The organism is Streptomyces sp. JJ38, from assembly GCF_019303475.1.
Lineage (GTDB): Bacteria > Actinomycetota > Actinomycetes > Streptomycetales > Streptomycetaceae > Streptomyces.
This window is the reverse complement of the sequence record NZ_JABLSI010000094.1, coordinates 1-4,382: the sequence shown is the minus strand read 5'-3', so window position 1 is coordinate 4,382 and position 4,382 is coordinate 1. Positions and strand designations below refer to the sequence as shown.

The 4,382-nt window shown below is 71.9% G+C and carries 3 protein-coding genes; all 3 read right to left on the bottom strand.

The genetic code is table 11. From position 1 onward, the window contains the following. A partial coding sequence (locus tag HPT28_RS27790; RefSeq protein WP_219094475.1) for a polyketide synthase docking domain-containing protein occupies positions 1-155 on the bottom strand: 155 nt, incomplete at its 3' end. Between the two features lie 52 nt (positions 156-207). After that, complete coding sequence (locus HPT28_RS26330) at positions 208-930, bottom strand: acyl carrier protein (RefSeq protein ID WP_219094473.1); 723 nt, start codon at positions 928-930, stop codon at positions 208-210. Between the two features lie 23 nt (positions 931-953). Next, positions 954-4,382, bottom strand: a 3,429-nt coding sequence (locus HPT28_RS26325) for an SDR family NAD(P)-dependent oxidoreductase (RefSeq protein ID WP_219094471.1), incomplete at its 5' end; no start/stop codon positions are given.

Sequence of the window (4,382 nt, the reverse complement as noted above, 5' to 3'; positions counted from 1 at the left end):
GACGCCACCCCACCGGGATACCGGCAACTCATCCCCACGATCGCCAACGGCTCGGTCGCCTGGGACAGGAGCCGCCGGTTCTGCTGACGGAGGCGCTCGGTCTCCTTGAGCGACTTCCGCAGCGCGTCGACGAGGGCGGTCTTCTCAGTGGTCATGACTGTTCCTCCGCGTACGGACGCGCTGCTCGGGCTGCGTGCTCGGCTGTACTCATGCCCCGTCCTCGTCTTCCTGGGCCGCCATCCGGATCAGGTCCTCGGCGTCCATGTCGTCGATCGACGTGACCGCCTCGCCGCCCGTCGCTTCGTCGTGTGCGTCGCCGTCCGCCAGCTCACGGAGCGTGTCGAGCAGTCCGGCCCTGCGCAGGCGTTCGACCGGGATCGAGGCCAACAGCTCGCGGATCTCCTCGTCCGCCGACTGCCGGGCATCGGGCGCGGCGCCGTCCGGCGCCAGCACCGACATCAGATGCCGCGCGACCGCCCGTGAGGTCGGATGGTCGAAGACGAGGGTGGCCGGCAACCGCAGGCCGGTGACACGGTTGAGCCGGTTGCGCAGCTCGACCGCCGCCAACGAGTCGAAGCCCAGTTCCTTGAAGGCACGGCCGGGTTCGATCGCCTCTCCCGAGGCATGGCCGAGCACAGCGGCGACCTGTGCCTGCACCGCGCTGAGCACGACCTTCTCCCGGTCGCCCTCGGCCACTTCGGCCAGGCGTTGTGCCAGTGATCCGACAGACTCCGCGCGTCGCTCGGGTGCCCGCACCAGTCCGCTCAGCAGAGTCGGCAGCATGCCCGCTCGGGCCTGAGCACGCAGCGCCGCCGAGTCGAGCCGCACCGGGGCGAGCAAGGTCGCGTCCGCGCCGAGCGACTGGTCGAACAGCTCAAGGCCGAACTCCTCGGACAGCGCGACGACGCCCATCCGCTCCAGTCGGGCCAACTCCGTCTCGTCCAGTTCGCCCGTCATGCCGGTCGAGTCGGCCCACAGGCCCCAGGCCAGGGAGGTCGCGGGCAGGCCCCGCTCTCGACGTATGTGGGCCAACGCGTCCAGCNCGACGCGTTCGCCGCCGCGTAGTTCGCCTGCCCCGGACTGCCGATCAACGCCGCCATCGACGAGAACAACACGAAGGCCGAGAGGTCCATCCCCGCCGTCAACTCGTGCAGATGCCAGGCCGCGTCAACCTTCGGCCGCATCACCCGCACCAACTGCTCCGGCGACAACGACTCGACCACACCGTCATCCAGCACACCCGCCGCGTGCACGACCGCCGACAACGGAGCGTCCAGGGACTTGAACAGCACCGTCAGCTGATCCCGGTCGGCCACGTCGCAAGCCTCGACGCGGGCCCGGGCACCGAGTGCCTCCAGCCCGGCGACGAGCTCCTCGACCCCTTCGGCGGTCCGGCCACTGCGGCTCACCAGGACCAGTTCCCGGACGCCGTGCCGCTCGGCCAGATGCCTGGCGAACACCGCGCCCAGTCCGCTCGTGCCGCCGGTGATCAGCACCGGCCCGTCCGCGCCCAGCGGGGCGGGGACCGTCAGCACGATCTTGCCGATGTTGCGGCCTTCCCGCAGGAAGCGGAACGCCTCGGCCCCTTGTCGCACGTCCCAGGTGCGGATCGGGGCGGGACCGATCACACCCTGCTCAAACAGCCGCGTGATCTCGACCAGCATCTGCTGAATCCGCTCGGGCCCGGCCTCCTGGAGGTCGAAGGCCCGGTACGACACCCCCGGGTGCGCCTGCTCCACGGCCTCCGGTGCGCGGACGTCGGTCTTGCCCATCTCGATGAACCGGCCGCCTCGGGGCAGCAGTTCGAGAGAGGCGTCCACGAACTCGCCGGCCAGCGCGTCGAGGACCACGTCCATGCCGGAGCCGTCCGTGACGTCCATGAACGCGTCCCGGAAGTCGAGGTCGCGCGAGGACGCGATCCGCTCGTCGTCCACGCCCATGGCGCGCACCGCGTCCCATTTCGGCCTGCTCGCCGTCGCGAACACCTCGGCACCGAAGTGGCGGGCCAGCTGCACGGCGGCCATGCCGACACCCCCCGCGGCGGCATGCACGAGCAGGCGCTCCCCGGCCTTCAGACCCGCGAGGTCCCTCAGGGCGTAGTACGCCGTCAGGTACACCACCGGTATCGCAGCCGCTTCGACGAACGACAGCCCGGACGGAACCGGAACAACGGCGTCCCGGTCCGTCACGGCCATGGAGCCGAAGCCGTCGGTCATCAGACCCATCACGCGGTCGCCCGGAGCGAGGTCGGCCACCTCCGACCCGACGTCCAGGACCACGCCCGCCGCCTCGCTGCCGAGCGGCGTCTCGCCCGGGTACATGCCCAGCGCGATCAGGACATCGCGGAAGTTCAGGCCGGCGGCACGCACCCCGACACGCACCTCGCGCGCGCCCAGCGGCCGGTCAGCCTCCGAGCGGGTGATCCGCAGATCCTCCAGCGAACCCTTGCGTTCGATCGACAGCCGCCACGGTCCGTCCGCGACGCTCCGCGGCGCACGGGCCAGCCTGGGCGCGAGAACCTGGTCCCCGCGCAGTGCGAGTTGCGGCTCGTCCAACCCCAGCAGCGCGGCCCACTCCGGCTCGACGCTGCCATCCAGGTCGACGAGCAGGAAGCGGCCCGGGTGCTCGGACTGCGCGCTGTGCAGCAGGCCCCATACCGCGGCCTGCGCGGGGTCGGGAGCCTCCGCGCCCACCGCGACCGCACCGCGCGTCACCACCACGAGACGGGATTGACCGAGCCGCTCCTCGGCCAGCCACCGCTGAACCAGCTCCAACGCCCCCTCAGCGGCCCTCCGCGCCTCCTCGGCAGGATTCCCGGCATCGAGCGGGTCCCCGGACACCCCGGCCAACACGGCGTCCGGCGTCTCCCCGCCCTCGGCCAGAGCCTGTGCCAGGGCATCGAGATCCGCGTACCGCTCGTCCGGCCCGACGCCCCCGCCCAGGGCCACGACCCGGGCCGAGGAGTGCGCCTCCGTCGCGACCTCCACCCAGTCGAGCTGGAACAGCGAGCTGCGCCCGCCGCGCGTGGCGGCCTCCAGCTGGGCCTGCCCCACCGGACGGAACGCGAGCTTTCGCACACTCAACGCCAACTCGCCCGACTCACCCACGACATCCAGCCGGATCGCCGACTCGTCCACCGAGCTGATCCGCGCCCGCGCCCGCTCAAGCCCCGGGCGTCCGAGTCGCACCCCGGACCAGGAGAACGGCAGATCGACGGACGAGCCCTCCTCCTTCTCCAGCAGCCCGCCATGCAGCGCGGCGTCGAACAGCGCCGGGTGCACCCCGAACTCCTCGCCCCCAGCGCCCTCGGGCAACTCGACCTCGGCGAAGACCGCGTCACCACAGCGCCAGGCCGCCCGCAGTCCCTGGAACGACGGCCCGTACTCGTAGCCGGCGTCCGCCAGCTTCTCGTAGAACCCCTCCACCGCCACCGGCTCGCCACCCGGCGGCGGCCACTGCGCCGGGAACGGCTCCGGCGACTCCGCCTCAGTGGCGAGCCAACCGCGGCCGTGGCAGACCGTCTCCCGTTCCTCGTCCTCGCCGTCGGCCGCCGGGCGGGAGAAGACCCCGACCTCCCGCCGTCCGGCCTCGCCCGACGGTCCCACGGTGACCTGGATCTGCCGAACGTCCTCGTCCTCCAGCACCAGCGGCGCCTCAAGCACGACCTCGTCCAGCACCGGGCACCCGACCTCGCGCCCGGCGGTCAGTGCCATCTCCACCAGCGCGACACCCGGCACGATCACCGTTCCCAGCACCATGTGGTCCCGGGTCCACGGCTGGCTCTCCTGGGAGACGCGTCCGGTGAAGACCCACTCGTCCCGATCGCCCAACTGCAGGCCCGCGGCCAGCACGGGATGGCCCACGCGCTCCTGCCCCACGGCGGCCACGTCGCCCGACCCGCTCGCCGCGTCCAGCCAGTAGCGCTCGCGCTGGAAGGCGTAGGTGGGCAGGGGGACGCGCTGTGCGCCGGTTCCGGCGTAGTNCGCCTCCCAGTCCACGCTCACCCCGGCGGTGTGGGCCTCGGACAGGGACGTCACAAACCGGCGCAGCCCCCCGTCGCCCCGGCGCAGGGAGCCGACAACGCCCACGCGGTCCTCGGCGCCATGCGCCTGGACGGTCTCCTCGACGGCCATGGACAACACCGGATGCGGAGACATCTCCACGAAACACCCAGCACCGTTGTCCACCAGCGCCCGCACAGCCGGTTCGAACCCGACCCGGCCCCGCAGATTCCGATACCAGTACCCCGCGTCCAACGACGCGGTATCAACGAAGCCACCAATGGCCGTCGAGTAGAACGGCACCTTCCCGGACACCGGCGCGACAGCAGCGAGAACCTCCAACAACTCGGCCTCGATCGCCTCCACCTGCGCGGTGTGAGA